Genomic DNA, 17,341 nt, shown 5'->3' on the forward strand with positions numbered 1-17,341 from the left:
CCCGTTCCGGCTCTCGATCCGCAGGAATGCCTAGGCCTGACTGAGCCGTGGCATCAGATCGACGAAATTGCACGGGCGGTGACGGCTGTCGAATTGCTGGCAGAGGATGGAATCCCAGCCATCGGCAACCGCCCCGGTCGAACCGGGCAGCGCAAAAAGAAACTTGCCTTTTGCGAGACCGCCCAGAGCTCTCGACTGGATGGTCGAGGTGCCGATCTTGGCATAGGATAGCCACCGGAAAAGCTCACCAAATCCAGGAATTTCCTTTTCGATCACCCTGAAAAATGCCTCTGGCGTCACGTCTCTGGCCGTAATGCCGGTGCCGCCCGTCGTGATGATTGCGTCGATGTCATCCCGGTCGATCCACAGGCGCAGGCGCTCGACAATTTCCCCCAGCGTGTCCGGCACAAGGTCGCGCGCCGCGAGATGATGTCCGGCTTTTTCGATGCGCTCTGCGAGAAGCGAGCCAGAACGATCGGTCTCCGGCGTGCGCGTATCGGAAATGGTCAACACAGCAAAATGACAGGGCTTGAACTCAGCCTGGTTGTCGATTTCAGTCATGATCGAAGTCTTTCCTCAAAGAAGGAAGTATAGGCTTCCGTTCTGTTTTACCAAGACGCAAAGTGGCGATCAGAGCCCAACATTGTCAGGCAAGATGCATGGTTGCGAGGATTGAGCCTCGCCGGTAGGGTAGTCCGATTAATTCCAGTTCAGGTGTGCGAACAGGTGAATTCCCCGGTGTTTCCTGCTTTTACCGATCCGGCTCCGTTCCTTGAGGTCGGCGCCCCGATATGAGCATCCCCCCAGCGCCTTCGGCTCGCTTCTCCCGGCCTCCCGAACGCATCGCCTTCCTCGCATCACCCACAGAAATCGCCCAGAAGGCTCGGGCAAAACTGGTCGAGAGTTATGGCGATGCCCCCCTCGATGAGGCCGAAGTCGTGGTCTGTCTGGGGGGGGACGGCTTTCTGCTCGAGGTGCTGCACAAGGTCGCCGAACACGGGATACCGGCTTACGGGCTCAATTGCGGCTCTGTCGGCTTTCTTCTCAACACGGTGTCAGATGAAGATCTGGTCGCCAGGCTCACACGCGCTCAGGCGTCGGAACTGCATCCGCTACGCATGAAGGCCGTGGGGCGCGACGGCACACGCCATGAAGGTATCGCCTTCAATGACGTGTTCCTGTTCCGCCAGACGCGTCAGGCGGTCAAGATCCGCATTGAGGTCGATCAGCGCGTGCGCCTGCCGGAACTGATCTGTGACGGGGTCATCGTCGCAACGCCGGCTGGATCGACTGCCTATAACCTGTCAGCCCACGGGCCAATTGTCCCTCTGACAGCCAACCTCCTGCCTCTGACCCCCATTTCGGCCTTCCGGCCACGACGCTGGCGCGGCGCCCTTCTGCCTTCCAACGCCATTGTGCGATTCACCCTGCTCGAGCAGGAAAAACGCCCCTGCGCCGCCGTGGCTGATTTCCTCGAAGTTCGCGACATTGCAGAGGTCATCGTCAGCGAAGACCGCTCGATTACGGCAACGATCCTGTTCGACCCCGACCACGGGCTTTCAGAAAGAATCATAGCGGAGCAATTCGCGGAATAAACCCGACAGCAAAGCCACACCTCCCAACAAGAAGAAGGCGCAGCCAATGAGCAGTCCAACGATACGCCCGACCCACACCCCCTATCGTGACACGCTGGTCAGTGCGGCCATGCGCCTTGCAAATGGAGAAATCACCAGCCGGGCTCTCGTCGAGCACTGCCTCGAAAAGATCGAGGCCTGTGAAAACGCCCGTGCCGCCTATACAGGCGACTTCTCAGCCGACAGGGCCAGACAATATGCCGATGCGGCCGATCGCATACGCGCCAAGGGCTATGAAGCCTCGCCCTGGACCGGATTGCCCATATCGGTAAAGGATCTTTTCGACATACAGGGTCAGGTCACACGCGCCGGCTCGACCATTCTGTCTGATCGCCCTGCCGCTCTCAGCGATGCCGATGCCATCATCCCGCTGCGCGCAGCCGGGTTCATTCTGCTCGGCCGTACGCAGATGACCGAATTCGCCTATTCGGGTCTGGGTCTCAACCCGCATTACCCGCAGCCCTGGAACACCCTTGTGGAAGAAGGCCGCGCCATACCGGGCGGGTCGAGTTCCGGGGGCGCCGTTTCCGTCGCGACCGGCGCCGCCCTCGCCTCGATCGGTTCCGATACGGGGGGGTCATGTCGCATACCTGCCGCCATGAACGCCCTGACCGGTTTCAAACCCACGGCAGGCCATATCAGCCGCAAAGGCATGATTCCGCTCTCACCCAGCTTCGACAGTGTGGGCAGTATCGCGCAGACCGTCGATGACTGCGCCTTGCTCGATCATATCATGGCAAGACGTACCGAAAACTGGGCACCCGTCGAGGCAGCAGAAGGCCCGATCCGCCTTCTGCTGCCGACATCGTTCGTTCGCAACGATGGCGATTCCCAGGTTCTCGCGGTTTTTGAAACCGTGATGAAGCATCTCGAGGCAGGCGGTATCGAGATCGTGCGTCAGCCACTACCCATTCTTCAGGACATAGCGGACCTGAACCTGCAAGGTCAGATTGTCGCCGCAGAGGCCTATCATTATTTTCACGACGACCTGATCCATCACCCCGAAAGCTTCGACCCGCGTGTCAGCGAGCGCATCGCGACGGGAGAGAACACAACCGTCCAGACGCTACGGCAGCTCTATATCGAACGACAGAAGCTCTGCGCGCGCTTCAATGCAGATATGAGCGAGTTCGATGCCCTGATCTGTCCGACCTCTCCCATTCTCCCACCCCTGATCGATTCCTGCAGCGATGCAGCGGCTTACGGACGGCTCAACCGCCTCATCCTTCGCAACCCCTCACTGGCCAATCTGCTCGATGGCTGCTCGTTCAGTCTTCCGTTTTACTGGAAGGGTCTGGCTGCCGGGCTCATGCTGACCGCCTGCCACGGTCAAGATGCCGCCCTTGCCCGTATCGCACGTCGCTGTGAAAGACGCCTCAAGGCCTGACACCAAGGTTCCCTGCATTACCCACCCGGGGTTGAGGTCGGGACGATGCCACAGGTTCGTCACCGCAGCGTTATTTGAGCCCGCCGCTCCCCGAGGGTAGCGTGCCGGGCTCTTTCTCTCTTGCTGGTGAAGCCTGTCCGCGCACGGCATATCGGGTGGAATTTCATGACCGAGACGAACCGGGCTTTCAGCCATCTGCCCTTTCTGACTGCGGCGCTTGTTCTGTCCTACATGGCTGTCGCCATGCCGCTTGCGGTCATTCCCCCCTTCGTCACTTCCTGGCCGGGTTATGGCAACGGCATTGCGGGCATAGCTGTTGGCTGCGCCTTCGTCTCGACCATTCTTACCCGAACGCTCGCTGGCGGATTTGCCGATCGCAAGGGTGGGCGCAGCGCCATGCGTCTGGGTCTCGTTCTCTATATGGCGGCCAGTGCAATCTGCCTCACCTCGGCTCTCGATCTGCTACCGAGAGGAGCCTCTCTGGCCCTGCTGATCGCGGGGCGCCTTCTGCTCGGTGTTGGAGAGAGCTATACGCTGGTCGGCATGCATGGATGGGGCATCGGCCTGACCGGACCCAGCGGGGCTGGCAAGGTGCTCACCTGGACGGGAGCTGCGATGTATGGGGCTTTTGCCTTTGGCGGTCCGCTGGGGCTGGAAATCTACCATCTTGCAGGTTTTTCCGCACTGATGGCGGTCTGCGTCGCGCTTCCCCTGATCGGTCTGGGTATAGTCCAGCGTGTTCCTGCGGCACCGATCCTTGCAGGAGAGCGTGAATCCTTCTGGCCGGTTCTGGGCATTATCCGCCCCTACGGCACGGTCGTCGCGTTACAGGGTGTCGGGTTTGCCGTACTTGGTGCGTTTCTCTCGGTCTATTTTCTTGCCGAACACTGGCGCTATGGCAGTCTGGGCCTGACCTGTTTCGGCCTTGCCTTCGTGGCAGGACGCGTGTTCTGCGGTCATCTGCCCGAGCGTCTGGGCGGAATACACGTTGCGATGCTTTCTCTGAGCATCGAGGCGGTCGGGCAGGCCTGCATTGCTCTCGCCCCCTTTCCCGTTCTGGCGCTCGCGGGCGCGGTGCTGACAGGCGCCGGATGCTCGCTAATCTACCCCTCAATGGGCGTTGAGGTCGTCAAGCGCGTGCCAGCCTCCATACGCGCCACGGCACTTGGCGGTTTCGCGGCCTTTCAGGATCTTTCTTATGCCGTCAGCGGCCCTATAGCAGGCACCCTCTCCGACTATCTGGGCTATAAATCGATCTTCATCATGGGCACCGCCTGCGCCCTGATCGGGCTTGGCCTGGTCGTCTCAATGCGCCGCCAGCCATCGAACCTGCCCGCAAAATGACGCAGCCCCTTTGTCAGAACGCGTGCTGACGCAAGCTTGAGTGCCTAGACGCCGTGTCTGAGATGGAAAAGGGCCATGTCCATCTGCGGTGGATAGGTCAGCTCGGGGGCGCTTATCCTTGCAGGCGCCGGGGACTCTTTGACAGTCTCCGACCCCACCACCGTCATTTCGACTGCCACGGGCTCGGGAACAGTCTCGGGCACCGTCACAGAGAGGTCTACAGGAGGCAAGAAGTCCAGAAGGACGCTGAAATCCGGTTCGCTCAGCATTGAGGGTTTTTCGCCCTTCGCACGCTGCACGATCCAGCCAGCCAATGCCTTGCCCAAGGCTTCCAGAGCAGCCTCACGGGAAACGCCGGACTGACTGCGTACCAGCTCATTGAGATATGAAATATCGTTGTCGTTGATACGACGTGGCTTGGGGTCGTCGCTGGCTTTGATGATCCACCCGCCAACATGTGGCGCAACATTGAGATCCAGTGCCATCAAACCCTCCATCACGTTGAGGCAGATCGCCACTCACGCGGCTCGCCTCGCTTACCCGCCAGACATCGGAACTTCCCGTTCAGCTCCGTTTTCACGAAACGCCAGACATCCCAACCTTGCCGGGCTTACTATCCTCAAAAGACGCGGCTGCAAACCGCGGACAAGCTGATCAAATCATACGATACAATCACATCGCGACCTGCACCGGCATTCTTCATTCTACACAGGTCTTTTACGACGGATGAACGGCCCATCACCGAACGCGGAATTCACGGCTTCTTCGTGAAAAGAAGGGGAAATTCATTGTCCTTGTAACGAGGATATGAGAACTGCTCTCAGGCAGGGCCGTGCCCTCTCGCCTTTTCACAGCTGGATCATGATATTGGCATACGCACTGACAACCCCGCGCAGGTCGGTCAAACGGATCTGGCTTCTCTCCACCGTTTCCGCCCTGTGTGCAGCGCCAGCATTTTCTGCGCGAGCTACCGATGACCCGGCCAAAACTCGCAAAGCCGAGCATATTGTCGTTCGTGCCACAGAACCCGAAAAGCGCGAGGCCGAGCGTGGTGGAGGGCTCATCAAGCCTCAGCATGAAATCCGGTCAGTGAGCAGCGTCGACAGCGCCTTCATTGCCAGACAGGCACCGATTTCGACCGCCTATCAGCTTGTTTCGCTGCTTCCCGGCGCCAATGTCGCCGCCTCTGATGCGATGGGCCTCTCCCCGCAGACCACGATTTCGGTACGCGGCCTGAATACGGATTCCATAGGCTACGTGCTCGAGGGAATGCCGCTCAATGATCTCGCCTTCTATTCGGGCTATCCCAGCCAGTTCGCCGATGGTGAAAACTACCGTCAGGTTGCCCTGAGCCAAGGCGCAGCCGATCTCGACAGCCCTGTTCTCAATGCAGCGGGCGGGCTGATGAGCCTGAGTTTTCGCGACCCGGCCCGCAAGGCCGGAGGAACGGTTTCTGCGTCCTACGGCTCCTATAACAGCAATCGTGAGTTCATCAGGCTCGATACCGGACTGATCGACCAGACCGGATTGCGCGGGTTCGTCTCCTACTCGCATACCAGCGCAGAAAACTGGCGCGGCCCCGGCCATGACATGCGCCACCATATCGATTTCAAACTTGTACGCGACATTGGCGAGCGTTCCCATGCCGGGCTGGTTGGCAGCTTCAACAGCACCGTCACGAGCTATTATCCGCAGGTCTCGAAAGACCAGTTCAGGCAATATGGCGTGTCATCTGGCAATGCGCTTGCAAGCGGGTACGACCCGCAGAACCCGGATGAAGCGCAGCTCTATCAACGCCTCTGGCGCGCGCCCGAGCGCACGCTCTATATGGGCGCACCTGTCAGCCTTTCCCTGACAGATCACCTGACCTTGCGGGCCACGCCCTATGCCCAGGGGGCCTATGGCAATGTTCCGAGTGGCTCCACCCTACCTTTGAGTGGCCTCTATACAGGCACGCAGGCCCTTGCAGACACGCTCGTTCTGCCCAGCTCGCAGGACGGTCAGGCAATCGTGCGCGCCAATTACACCCAGCGCAGCACGCGCTCGGGCTTCACCTCCGAGCTGGCATGGAAGAAGGGCTGGAACGAACTGGTCTTCGGTTACTGGTTCGATTACGGCGATGATCACGAAGTGCAATCGTTCTCGCCCGTCAGTGAAAGCGGGGCTTCTGCCAATATCTGGGGTAATGGCACGGGCAATTTCGTGAGACTTGCCAATGGCAAGGTGTATCTTGCAGGCGATAATCACACGATCAGCATGACCAATGCACTGTTCATTGGCGACCGAATGAATTTTCTTGCCGATCGTCTGCTGGTCGAGCTCGGCTTCAAGGAAGTCATGGTCAGCCGCACTGGCACAAATGCTGTTCCCGGGCCGCAATATCACGTGGGCAGCAACAGCGCCGTGCCGTTGCCGCGCCTTGGCATGCGCTTTCAGATCACGCCGCAGCATCAGGTCTTTTTCAACGCTACGACCAATTTCCGGGCGCCCTCATTTACAGCGCTCTACAACGTCTATGATCCAACCAGCGGTGAAGCCACCACCAACGGCGCCAGTACTCTGCGCAACGAATATTCGATCTCGGAAGAGCTGGGTTACCGCTATACTGGCCCTCTCGTGACGGGCAGCCTGACCTTCTTCAATTACAATTTCACCAATCGTCAGATCGCCACACAAATCCAGATCAACAACACGCCGATTTCCTCCACGATCAATGCCGGTGGCCAGACCTCTCGTGGCATTGATGTCGAACTCGGCCTGAAGCCATGGCATCATTTTGCGCCCTATCTCTCAGGCGAATATCTTCACGCGACCATCGATAACGACATCGCCAGCAATGGCGATCTGCTACCAACACGAGGCAAGACCGCCGTGCGCAGCCCCAGCCTGCAGGCCTCTGCCGGGCTGACTTATGATGATGGCCATGTCTTCGGCTTTGCCTCGGTTCATTATACCGGCAGGCAATATGCGACCTTCCTCAATGACGAGCGCATCAGCGACCACACGACGGGCGATATCGCCCTTGGCTATCGCTTTGCTGATATGGCGCGCTTCAAGGCGCCGTCCCTGCGGCTCAACCTCATCAATATTACCAATGAGCATTACCTTTCAGGCATCGCAGACCCAACCCTGAATGCCCGCGATGCGACGGGTCGCTATGGCACCACCATCGCCGGGTCGTCACCCGATTATTATATCGGCGGCGGATTTTCGGCGCTGGCTACGGCCACTGCCGGGTTCTGATGTCAGAAAGCACATCACCCGGGCAGTTTGGGCTCTGGGGTAAGGAGAGCAAACGCGACTGGCCGCTTATCACGCAGGATGAAGCCGCCCATGCTCTGGCGGCTTTCGCCCTGCACGATGTCACGCCAATCGAATGGCACAGTGCCCGCCCCTTTTCGGCTGTCTCCCGTTTGGGCGATAAGGCAGGCGGCGCCTGGTTTCTCAAACGACATCACAGCGCCTTGCGTAATCGCGAGGCTCTGGCTGAAGAGCACAGGCTGATTGCCCATCTTGCCGAACAGGGAATGACGGTTGTCCGTCCCCTCACAACGGAAAATGGAACCAGTGTCTTCACTCTCGGATGCTGGAACTACGAATGCTTTCCCGCCCTGGAAGGGAGAGATCTCTATCGCGATCGCCTCTCATGGGAGCCCTATCTGTCGCGCCATCAGGCATGGGAAGCCGGGTGTGGCCTCGCTGCGTTCCACCAGGCCGCACAAAGCTATAACGCTCCGGCCAGACCTGACCGCCCCCTCATCTCATCCCTGACGCCACTGCTCGACACGCAGGCCCCCGAAATCGGCCTTGAGCGCTGGATTGCCCGCAACATACCCCTGCGAGACGCGATTGAGGCGCTTGGCGGAATGGCCTCCATACTGGTGGCGCTTCGGCCCCATTTCGAGCGTGCCAAGCCTTTTCTGGAACGCCCTGCCCTGCAATGGGGGCATGGTGACTGGCACGGCTCGAACCTGACCTGGCATGGCAAGGCAGGGCACGAAAAAACTGGCGCGGTGTTCGATTTCAGTATGGCTGACAGGACCACGCGGGGCTTTGACATTGCTGTCGCTCTCGAACGCAGCATGATCGGCTGGATGAAACCGCAGCATGCGTCGAACGACGGCCCACCGGATTTCACCAGTGAGCCGGATCAGATTACCGCGTTTCTGGACGGGTATGACAGTGTACGATCTCTCTCCCCACAAGAGCGCGGAGAGATCGCGGCCTTCCTTCCCCTCGCCCATGTAACCTTCGCCTTTTCGGAAATCTGGTACTATCACTGCCTGCTTGAGAGGCCCGATCTCGCGAAAACGACACGTGGCACCTACCTCATCGACCATGCCACATGGTTTTCAGGTGCCCATGGGCAGGATGTGCTCAGGTTGATCGCCTCCGAAGCAAAGAAGCCCTGATGATGTCGCCCCTCGAAGCTCTTGCCGTGATCATCACAATGGCGGGCATCTGGCTGACGGCACGCAGGCGTGTCATCGGCTGGCCATGCTCCCTGCTCGCCTCGCTGCTTTATCTGGTGGTCTTTGCAAAAGCCCGGCTCTATGCCGATTCCGCCCTGCAGATCGTCTTCTGCCTCTTTCTCGCCAAGGGATGGTACGACTGGCATCGTTTCAGACAGGTAGCCCCGGAAATCGCCGTACAGGCAGCCCCGCCTCTGGTGCTGCTACGTGATCTGCTGATCGGCGTCGTATGCAGTGTCGCTCTCGGTACGGCCCTGCGGCTATGGACGGGCGATGCCGCGCCGATAACGGATGCCACGCTGAGTGTCCTGAGCATTATCGGGCAAATATGGACAGCAAGGCGCTTCCTCGCCTGCTGGCTGCTCTGGACCCTGGTTGACAGCGCCTATGTCGGGCTCTTCATCCTGCGCGATCTCTGGCTGAGCGCCGGGCTCTATGCGGGTCTTGTCGCCATTGCCTGGTTCGGCTGGATGAGCTGGAAAGAATCACTGAAAAACGTCGCGGCGCGTTGAGACAAAGACCTGCACGATCAAGGTCGCAAACGAACGCGTCTTGCATCGTGCAGATCATGGCCCTACCAGCGTGTCGCCAGATCTCCCACCCGCATGAAAGGCAGAGCTCCCAGTGCAGAAGAAACGGATTTTCTATCCGCGCGCCCCGAGACAGCTTATCGGCCAGTTCATGCGCTTTGGTATCATCGGAGCCATGGGACTGGTCTGGGATATCCTTATCGTCACCCTGCTACGCCCTGAACTCGGGCTGACAGCGGCGACGCTCATTTCCTATTTCGTCTGCGCCAGCATCAACTGGATGCTGAACCAGCTCTGGACCTTCCGGAACGTCGCCCATCGCGATCATCCCATTCTGCAATGGCTCCGCTTTCTTGCGGCCAACAGCTTCGGATTCCTGCTCAATAGAGGCACGGTCTACACGCTGTGTTTCACCATTCCGTTCTGCCTGCATCACGTCGCCGTTCCGCTCGCCGCCGGTGCGCTCATGGGGCTGCTGGCCAATTTCAACCTGTCACGCAAGCTTGTTTTCCGCGCCAAAGTGCCTGAGACACCGCTGGAACTGGCAGAGATGACGGTCGATCTGAATGTCGATACGTCCGATCGCGATCTGGAATCCTGAGAGCCCGCGCGCAAAACATTCCCTTTGCGGTCTCTTTGCTCTAGTGGAGATGCCATCTTCACGCCGCAATCGGGATTTTCTGCTCGCGCCATGACCACTTCGATCCATAACACCACAACAAATGAGCTGCGCAGCGCGTTTCTGAAGTATTTCGGAGACCATGGCCACAAGATCGTTCCCTCGGCCTCGCTGGTGCCGCAGAACGACCCGACCCTGCTCTTCACCAATGCTGGCATGGTGCCGTTCAAGAACGTGTTCACCGGGCAGGAAACCCGCCCGTATTCCCGCGCCACGACCGCCCAGAAGGTCGTCCGCGCAGGCGGCAAGCATAACGATCTGGACAATGTGGGTTATACCGCCCGCCACCTGACCTTTTTCGAAATGCTCGGCAATTTCTCCTTTGGCGACTATTTCAAGGCCGAAGCGATCGAGTTCGCCTGGAACCTACTGACCAAGGGCTATGGCCTCCCCAAGGAAAAGCTGCTGGCCACGGTCTATGCCGAGGATGAGGAAGCCGCAGGTCTTTGGCGCAAGATCGCCGGCCTGCCGGAAGAAAAGATCATCCGCATTCCGACAGCCGATAATTTCTGGCGCATGGGCGATACCGGCCCCTGCGGCCCCTGCTCGGAAATCTTCTTCGATCACGGACCCGATGTCTGGGGTGGCCCTCCGGGCTCGCCGGAAGAGGACGGTGATCGTTTCGTCGAGATCTGGAATCTCGTCTTCATGCAGTATCTCGAAGGGCCTCCAGGCACGCGCGCGCCTCTGCCGCGACCCTCGATCGATACGGGCATGGGTCTCGAACGCTTTGCCGCCGTCATGCAGGGCAAGCGCGATGTCTATGACACAGACGTATTGCGCAGCCTTGTCGAGGCGACCGCCAACGCGCTCAGCACCGATCCTGATGGGTCGCTGCGCGCCAGCCATCGCGTGGTGGCCGACCATCTGCGCTCGACAGCCTTCCTGATTGCCGATGGCGTCATGCCCTCCAAGGACGGTCGCGGCTATGTGCTGCGTCGCATCATGCGCCGCGCCATGCGCCATCTGCAGCGTCTGGGCGCCACCGAGCCGGTGTTCTATCGCCTTCTCCCCGCGCTGATCCGCCAGATGGGCTCTGCCTATCCGGAATTGGTGCAGCATCAGTCGCTCATCGCCGAGACCATGAAGGGTGAGGAAGAACGCTTTACCGCCCTGCTCGAGCGCGGCATGTCGCTGCTCGAAGACGAGACGGCGCGCGTCGCCGAAGGCGGCGCCCTGCCGGGCGATGTGGCCTTCAAGCTCTATGATACATTCGGCTTCCCGCTTGACCTCACGCAGGATGCACTGCGCGAACAGGGCCGCACGGTCGACGTCGCCGGGTTCGAAGCCGCCATGGCCGAACAGCGCGCCCGCGCCCGCGCCGCCTGGGTTGGCTCAGGCGATGCCGCCGCAGAGACCATCTGGTTCGACGCCCGCGAACGTTTCGGCGCCTCGGAATTCCTTGGTTACAGCTCGGAAAAGAGCGACGCCGAGGTTCTTCTGATTGCAAAATCTGGCATCGAAAGCGACAGTGCCGCTTCGGGTGACGAGGTTGCTGTCCTGCTCAACCAGACGCCTTTCTACGGCGAAAGCGGTGGTCAGGTTGGCGATCACGGTGTGCTGGTGGGCGAAGGCGTACGTGTCGAGATTACGGACACGATGAAGCGCAATGGCGACCTGCTGGTGCATTACGGCCGTGTGGTCGAGGGCACGCTGCGCCCGGGCATGTCGGTAACGGCAGAAATCGACCATACCCGTCGTCAGGCGGTCCGTGGTCATCACTCGGCCACCCATCTGCTGCATGAGGCGCTGCGTCGCCAGCTTGGCGATCATGTCGCCCAGAAGGGCAGCCTCAATGCGCCGGAGCGCCTGCGCTTCGACGTGTCGCAGCCCCGCCCCATCACGGCAGAAGAGCTGGCACTGGTCGAGCGCGAGGTGAATGCCCGCATTCGCGAGAACAGCGCCGTCGAGACACGCATCATGACGCCCGAAACCGCCGTGGCAGAAGGCGCCATGGCACTGTTTGGCGAGAAATATGGCGATGAGGTGCGCGTAGTCTCCATGGGGCTGGGCGACGAATCGCGTGGCGCCTATTCGATCGAGCTCTGTGGCGGCACCCATGTGGGTCGCACAGGCGAGATCGGCCCCTTCCGCATTGTTTCGGAGAGCGGCGTTTCGGCTGGTGTGCGCCGTATCGAGGCGGTCTGTGGCGTCGCTGCTGACCGTCTGGCGATCGAGGCAGACGAGCGGTTGCGTCGCATGGCTGACCTGCTCAAGGCGACTGTGGCCGAGGCACCCGACCGTCTGGCCGCGCTGGTTGAGGAACGCCGCGCGCTCGAGCGTCAGGTGTCGGAGCTACAGAAGCGCCTCGCCACTGGTCAGGCCGATTCGGCCAGCGAGACCATCAATGGCATCACCTTCGTGCCGCGTGACCTTGGCGATGTGGCCCCACGCGAGCTGAAGAACGTTGCTGAAGCCATCACCAAGCAGATCGGAAGCGGCGTCGTCGCGCTGATCTCGACGGCCGAGGGCAAAGGCAGCGTTGTCGTGGCCGTCACCAAGGATCTGAATGACCGTTTCAGCGCGGTAGATCTGGTGCGTCTGGCCTCGGCCGAGATGGGCGGCAAGGGCGGCGGCGGCCGTCCCGACATGGCGCAGGCCGGTGGGCCGCAGGCCAATAGCGAGGCAGTTTTCGATTCACTCAGAAAAACGCTTTCTGCCTGAGGCTTCATGACAAAGGGTGAACCATGCCGATCCGGCATGGACACCTCATCAAATCCACGGCATCGAAGCTATCTGAGTTCCAGGTGTGGCGTAAAACTCACAGCAAGCCACATCCCTTTTTCAGATGAGGTCTCGATGAAAAGCGAAATCGAAAACAGCTTGATCACCCTGCTCAAGGGCGTGCAGCATTTCGACGACGAGGTTTACGAAGAGCACCGTGAGCTCTTCGAGAGCCTTGCCGAAGGCCAGTCGCCTTCCACCCTGTTCATCACCTGCTCCGACAGCCGTATCAACCCGAGCATGATCACCCAGACTGCTCCGGGTGACCTGTTCATCGTGCGCAATGTCGGCAATATCGTCCCTCCGCATGGCGAAATGCTCGGGGCCGTATCCTCGGCCATCGAATATGCCGTGCTGGTGCTCAAGGTGAAGCATATCGTCGTTTGCGGTCACTCCAATTGCGGTGCGATGGGTGCCCTGTGCGACCTGAATAATCCGAAATTCGATGCCATGCCGACAGTGCAGCGCTGGCTGCGCAATGCCGAAGCCGCGCGCGCCGCACTCGGACCGTTCAAGGCAGAAGATGCCGGTCCGGAGACAGTGCGCGAACTCGCACAGCAGAACGTCCTGCTCCAGCTCGCCCATCTGCGCACCCATCCTGCCGTTGTCGGTGGTCTAGCTGCAGGCGAGCTCGCCCTTCAGGGCTGGTTCTATGACATCGGCACCGGCCAGGTTGTCGTGATCGATGAACAGTCGCGCAAGGAACGCACGGTACGCGATGTTCTCGGCGATCTCGGCATCACCGTCTAAGCTTCGTTACTGCCTGTTTTTCGCCGTATGGGCTCTGTCCCATGCGGCGGAAGCGGCCCCCGTCAAGATTGCCACATGGAATCTTGACTGGCTGACGCTTCTCCCCGCGTCCGCCCCTCAACTGCCAGCCAATATTCCTCATCGTGGCACCCGTGACTGGGCCGCCCTTTCGGATATTGCCCATCGCCTGAACGCCGATATCGTGGCGGTTCAGGAAGTCAGTGACGAAGCCGCACTCAAGCGGCTCTTCCCCTCACCTGACGACACGCTGCTTCTCACCACGGCGCCAATTGCCCAGAATATCGGGCTCGTCCTGCATCCGCCCTGGCGAATGGTTGCCCACGAGGAACTGCGTGACTTCGACCGCTCTCCCTCGCATGGCGGCCATGCCCTGCGCCCTGGCCTCGATGTGACCATCACCAATGGGACACAAATCCTTCGTCTGCTGGTCGTGCATCTCAAATCGGGATGCTGGGACAGGACATGGAAGGAAAATGGACATGCCTGCCCGATCCTGCGTGAACAGATCGATCTGATCGCCAACTGGATGACCGAACGCGACGATGAAGGCGAGGCCTATGCCGTTCTCGGTGATTTCAATCGGCGCCTCACCGTGCATGATCCCTATTATCTGCACATGATACAGGGCATCGACCCGGTTCTGGTGACCAGCGGATTTGCCAATCCATGCGAGGGCGGCAATTACTTTATCGATCATATCCTTCTTGGCGGTCCGGCAAGGAAATGGCTCGTCAGGGATAGTCTGCGCGTTCTTACCTACCGACCGGAAGAATCCGGTCTGACCCTGTCCGATCACTGCCCTGTTTCTGTCCGGCTGGATCTGCCCTGAACCGGCTTTTCGATAGCCTTGACGCTGCGAGATTTTGCGTGCGGCCTCGCCTGATCTAGAGTTGGTTCGGAAATTGAGGAGGCTGATGTGCGCTATCGCTCTCTCGGGCAGTCTGGCCTGATCGTGTCGGAACTTGGCCTTGGCTGCAATAATCTGGGCGGTCGTATCGACAAGGCCCAGTCCTGCCATCTCGTAGATGCCGCGCTCGATCTGGGGGTAACATTTTTCGACGTCGCCGATGTGTATGGACGTCGCGATGCCCATGCCGGAGCGTCGGAAGAAGCGCTCGGCGCCGCGCTTGCAGGCAAACGCACCAACGCTGTCATTGCGACGAAATTCGGCATGAGCATGGTTTCGGGTCCCGATCCGTCTGGCCATGCCTCCGGGGCGTCACGCCGCTACATCATGCGGGCAGTCGAAGCGAGTCTGAAGCGGCTGCGGACCGACTGGATCGACCTTTACCAGCTGCACTGCCCCGATCCGCATACGCCGCTGGAAGAGACACTCCACGCGTTCGATGATCTGACTCGCGCAGGCAAGATACGGTATGCGGGCGTCTCGAACCTGCCTGCGTGGCAGGTGGTCGATGCCTGCCATATTGCCCGACGTGACAGGTTGGCGGGGATCATCTCCTGTCAGGATGAGCTATCCCTTCTCGACCGCAAGGCACAGACCGATCTCCTGCCTGCGCTCAGACAGTTCGGTCTCGGGCTGCTTCCCTATTTCCCGCTTGCCTCGGGTATGCTCACAGGGAAATACCGAAAAGATACGCCGCCGCCTTCAGGGTCGCGTCTGGCGGCCTGGACCTATCTTCAGGACCGCTATCAAGGCGCCCCGGTATGGGAGCTGCTCGATGCACTCGCGGCCCTCGCGCAGCGCCATGAAGTCAGTCTGGTCGATCTGGCTTTCGGATGGCTGCTCCGGCACGAGGCCGTGGGCAGCATCATCGCAGGCGCTACATCGGTGGCACAGATGCAGGACAACGCCCGCTCCTGCGCGGGCAAATTCTCCGACGATCTTTTTGCTGAACTCAACGCCCTGCTTGCCGCCCATGAAGGTCAGTCATGAACCCGATCACGCAAAACTGGACCCTGACCACCCTCTCATCCGATATCGCTGTCACCTGTCACGAGCCGCCGACAGTGAGCGATCGGGTACTGGAGCAAGGCATAGAAGCCATCTGGCAGGAGACGCGGCAGAAACACCCCGGGCTGTATAACGGACGTGTTTTCTGCCTTTCGGATCTGACTGAGAACACCCTATCAGGGTTCTGGTGCGAATATCGATGGGTTCTCGCCCAGATGCGGTCTCCCGAGCTTGCCGCACAGTTGCGCCTGCGCTCACTGGCCGTAACCGCCCTGCTGATTTGCCCTGAAGGTGTCGTTTTGGGTCGTCGGAACCCTAAATCGCTCTATCTGCCCGGCTACTGGCAAGGGGTGCCCGCCGGCAGTGTCGAGGCGCGGCCCGGTGACAAAACGATTGATCTGAAAGCGCAGCTTCTCGCGGAACTGGAAGAGGAAATCGGCCTTGGCGAGGCCGTAAGCATCAGCGGGCCTTTTCTCGCCTGCGAGCACGACACCACCCATGTCGTCGATCTCGGATTTGCCATCCGGACCAGTCTGGGTTTCGCCGCCATACAGACCGCCTGGCGCGCCCGCGCCAATGACGAATATGACGCGCTCGAGTGCCACCCCTGGCACGAGATCGCCCCTCTCACATCGCGCGTACTTCCCACGACGCGCGCCCTGCTGGAGCGTCTTGCCCCATGAGCGCCTACCGCCCCCTCACCGCCTCGACACTGATCGACTACCTCTCTTCCCTTGCCCCCATACAAACCCGGCTCGGCGGCAATGCGGCCGACTGGACCGCTCGCGAGGTCAGTGATGGCAATCTGAACACGGTCTTCATTGTCTCCGGCCCGGCGGGAAGCGTCTGCTGCAAGCAATCGCTGCCCTATGTCCGCGTCGACCCGGCCTGGGCCATGCCGCTTGAGCGCACCCTGTTCGAGGCACGCTGGATGCAGGCACTCAGCCCTGCTGTGGGCCATCAGATCCCGGAGCTTTATCATCTCGATGAAGGACTCTTCCTTATCGTGATGGAGAACCTTTCCACCCATCATGTCCTGCGCAATGCGCTGATCGCCGGTGTGGCGCCTGCCGGGTTTGCCGCGCGTATCGGCGAATTTGTCGGCCATGCAAGCTATGCCACCTCATGGCGTGCTCTCGCCTTCGAGGACGTCTATGCGCTGCGCGATCTGTTTTCCCGCAATCTGGCGCTGACACGCATCACCGTCGATCTGGTTCTGACCGACCCCTATCGCACCGACTGCCCTCGCAATCGGTGGATCAGCCCCGAACTCGACGATCTGGTCGAGTCACTCCAGACAGACAGCGCGCTTCACGCAGCCGTCGAGCGAATGCAGGAGCGCTTTCTCTCAAGCAGCCAGGCCCTGCTTCATGGCGATCTGCATACCGGCTCAGTTATGATTTCGGGCGATGATGTGCGCGTGATCGACGGCGAATTTGCGCTTTACGGGCCTATAGGCTTCGATCTGGGAATGTTTCTTGCCAATCTGGCGATGAACGCCTACGCCCAGCCAGAGCATGATGACTGGATGCGCGATGAAATCGCGCTGCTCTGGTCGAGTTTCCGGCGCGCCTATCTGGAGCGCTGGGAGGCAGGCGCACAGCGCGGGGATATGGCCTCACTGACCAGACCCGCCTCCTGCGCCGCCGAACGGACACGCTTCTTCCAGCAGATCCTGCATGATTGCGCCGGTTTTGCAGGGCTCGAACTGATCAGACGCACGATCGGCTTTGCACAGATCGCCGATTACGAGGCCGGATCAGACCGTGAGAGCGAAATCGAGGCGCGTCGTCGTGGCCTGCTGACAGGGCGCTCTCTCATCCAGAAAGCCTTCCAGATCGACACAATCGAGGCACTTCTCGATCAGATCTGACAGGCTATGCGC

15 protein-coding genes are annotated in these 17,341 nt (G+C 60.1%); 13 read left to right on the forward strand and 2 right to left on the reverse strand.

Annotation, left to right across the window (positions count from 1 at the left end; all coding sequences use genetic code 11):
* Window positions 1-30 precede the first annotated feature (30 nt).
* The gene (gene moaB / locus AAID99_RS05250) at window positions 31-561 is read right to left on the reverse strand and encodes a molybdenum cofactor biosynthesis protein B (RefSeq protein ID WP_188426397.1); all 531 of its coding nucleotides are present in this window, start codon (window positions 559-561) and stop codon (window positions 31-33) included.
* Window positions 562-791: 230 nt separating this feature from the next.
* On the opposite strand from moaB, the gene AAID99_RS05255 reads away from it, so the two are divergent.
* The 3 genes from AAID99_RS05255 (at window position 792) to AAID99_RS05265 (ending at window position 4,365) form a co-directional block, all read left to right on the forward strand.
* Window positions 792-1,595: an NAD kinase gene (locus AAID99_RS05255; RefSeq protein ID WP_188426396.1), complete on the forward strand. Its 804-nt coding sequence runs from the start codon at window positions 792-794 to the stop codon at window positions 1,593-1,595.
* A gap of 46 nt (window positions 1,596-1,641) precedes the next feature.
* Window positions 1,642-3,021: an amidase gene (locus tag AAID99_RS05260; RefSeq protein ID WP_188426395.1), complete on the forward strand. Its 1,380-nt coding sequence runs from the start codon at window positions 1,642-1,644 to the stop codon at window positions 3,019-3,021.
* 165 nt (window positions 3,022-3,186) lie between these two features.
* Window positions 3,187-4,365 (forward strand): arabinose transporter, encoded by a 1,179-nt coding sequence (locus AAID99_RS05265; protein ID WP_188426394.1) that lies wholly within the window; start codon window positions 3,187-3,189, stop codon window positions 4,363-4,365.
* Window positions 4,366-4,409: 44 nt separating this feature from the next.
* On the opposite strand, the gene AAID99_RS05270 is transcribed toward AAID99_RS05265, so the two are convergent.
* Window positions 4,410-4,850: a hypothetical protein gene (locus AAID99_RS05270; protein WP_498493354.1), complete on the reverse strand. Its 441-nt coding sequence runs from the start codon at window positions 4,848-4,850 to the stop codon at window positions 4,410-4,412.
* Window positions 4,851-5,226: 376 nt separating this feature from the next.
* Here AAID99_RS05270 and AAID99_RS05275 point away from each other — a divergent pair, with 376 nt between their 5' ends.
* From AAID99_RS05275 to mtnK, 10 genes are all read left to right on the forward strand, one after another.
* Window positions 5,227-7,608, forward strand: coding sequence for a TonB-dependent receptor (locus tag AAID99_RS05275; RefSeq protein WP_188426392.1), 2,382 nt, complete (start codon window positions 5,227-5,229; stop codon window positions 7,606-7,608).
* Window positions 7,608-8,777 (forward strand): phosphotransferase enzyme family protein, encoded by a 1,170-nt coding sequence (locus AAID99_RS05280; protein WP_188426391.1) that lies wholly within the window; start codon window positions 7,608-7,610, stop codon window positions 8,775-8,777. Before AAID99_RS05275 ends, AAID99_RS05280 begins: the two co-directional genes overlap by 1 nt.
* Entirely contained in the window at window positions 8,777-9,349 is a 573-nt protein-coding gene (gene pnuC / locus AAID99_RS05285; RefSeq protein WP_188426390.1) for a nicotinamide riboside transporter PnuC, read from the forward strand. Before AAID99_RS05280 ends, pnuC begins: the two co-directional genes overlap by 1 nt.
* Before the next feature lie 112 nt (window positions 9,350-9,461).
* Window positions 9,462-9,968: a GtrA family protein gene (locus AAID99_RS05290; protein WP_229719782.1), complete on the forward strand. Its 507-nt coding sequence runs from the start codon at window positions 9,462-9,464 to the stop codon at window positions 9,966-9,968.
* A gap of 90 nt (window positions 9,969-10,058) precedes the next feature.
* Window positions 10,059-12,710, forward strand: coding sequence for an alanine--tRNA ligase (gene alaS / locus AAID99_RS05295; protein WP_188426389.1), 2,652 nt, complete (start codon window positions 10,059-10,061; stop codon window positions 12,708-12,710).
* A gap of 135 nt (window positions 12,711-12,845) precedes the next feature.
* Window positions 12,846-13,520 (forward strand): carbonic anhydrase, encoded by a 675-nt coding sequence (locus tag AAID99_RS05300; protein WP_188426388.1) that lies wholly within the window; start codon window positions 12,846-12,848, stop codon window positions 13,518-13,520.
* Window positions 13,489-14,370 (forward strand): endonuclease/exonuclease/phosphatase family protein, encoded by an 882-nt coding sequence (locus AAID99_RS05305; protein WP_498493355.1) that lies wholly within the window; start codon window positions 13,489-13,491, stop codon window positions 14,368-14,370. The genes AAID99_RS05300 and AAID99_RS05305 overlap by 32 nt, the downstream gene beginning before the upstream one ends.
* Window positions 14,371-14,457: 87 nt before the next feature.
* Window positions 14,458-15,438 carry an aldo/keto reductase gene (locus tag AAID99_RS05310; protein ID WP_188426386.1) on the forward strand — a complete coding sequence of 327 codons (981 nt, stop codon included), beginning with the start codon at window positions 14,458-14,460 and terminating at the stop codon, window positions 15,436-15,438.
* The gene (locus AAID99_RS05315) at window positions 15,435-16,139 is read left to right on the forward strand and encodes a hypothetical protein (RefSeq protein WP_498493356.1); all 705 of its coding nucleotides are present in this window, start codon (window positions 15,435-15,437) and stop codon (window positions 16,137-16,139) included. The genes AAID99_RS05310 and AAID99_RS05315 overlap by 4 nt, the downstream gene beginning before the upstream one ends.
* Window positions 16,136-17,329, forward strand: coding sequence for an S-methyl-5-thioribose kinase (gene mtnK, locus AAID99_RS05320; protein WP_498493357.1), 1,194 nt, complete (start codon window positions 16,136-16,138; stop codon window positions 17,327-17,329). Before AAID99_RS05315 ends, mtnK begins: the two co-directional genes overlap by 4 nt.
* Window positions 17,330-17,341 lie beyond the last annotated feature (12 nt).

This window comes from Asaia sp. Ae19-3 (assembly GCF_059801175.1).